Genomic DNA, 427 nt, shown 5'->3' on the forward strand with positions numbered 1-427 from the left:
ATCGAAGCCGTGTCCCGAGGCGACGGAACCGACTGGACCCCAGCCCAACTCGACGCCTACAAGCGCGGCTGCGCGGCCATCCTGGCCCGCGTCGGCCGCACCGCCGAGGACTGCGTGGCCCACCGCGAGTACTCGAGCGAAGGAAAAATCGACCCCGCCGGTATCGACATGGACGAATTCCGTTCCGAGGTACAGGCCTTCATCGACGGAGAGGACGCCCCGATGAGCGCATCCGAAGTCACCCAGATCCAGGATTTCATCACCGCTTTCTGCGGCCCGATCGGCACCGATGTCAAAGACATCCGCGAACAGCTGTGCGGTAGCCAGCAGCGCGACGTGGGCATGTACGGCGGCTGGGACCAGCTCGACGGCATGACCGTCGTCGACGCCCTGGCCGACATCCTGGACCGCCTCAAGGCCCTCGAAG

Annotated in this window: 1 protein-coding gene; it reads left to right on the forward strand. The window is 65.8% G+C overall.

All coding sequences use genetic code 11. The annotated features are described in order from the left end of the window. On the forward strand, positions 1–427 hold a 427-nt coding region (locus tag QC180_RS30135), incomplete at both ends, for a peptidoglycan recognition protein family protein (protein WP_278266258.1).

Source organism: Nocardia anocheti (genome assembly GCF_029675105.1).
GTDB lineage: Bacteria > Actinomycetota > Actinomycetes > Mycobacteriales > Mycobacteriaceae > Nocardia.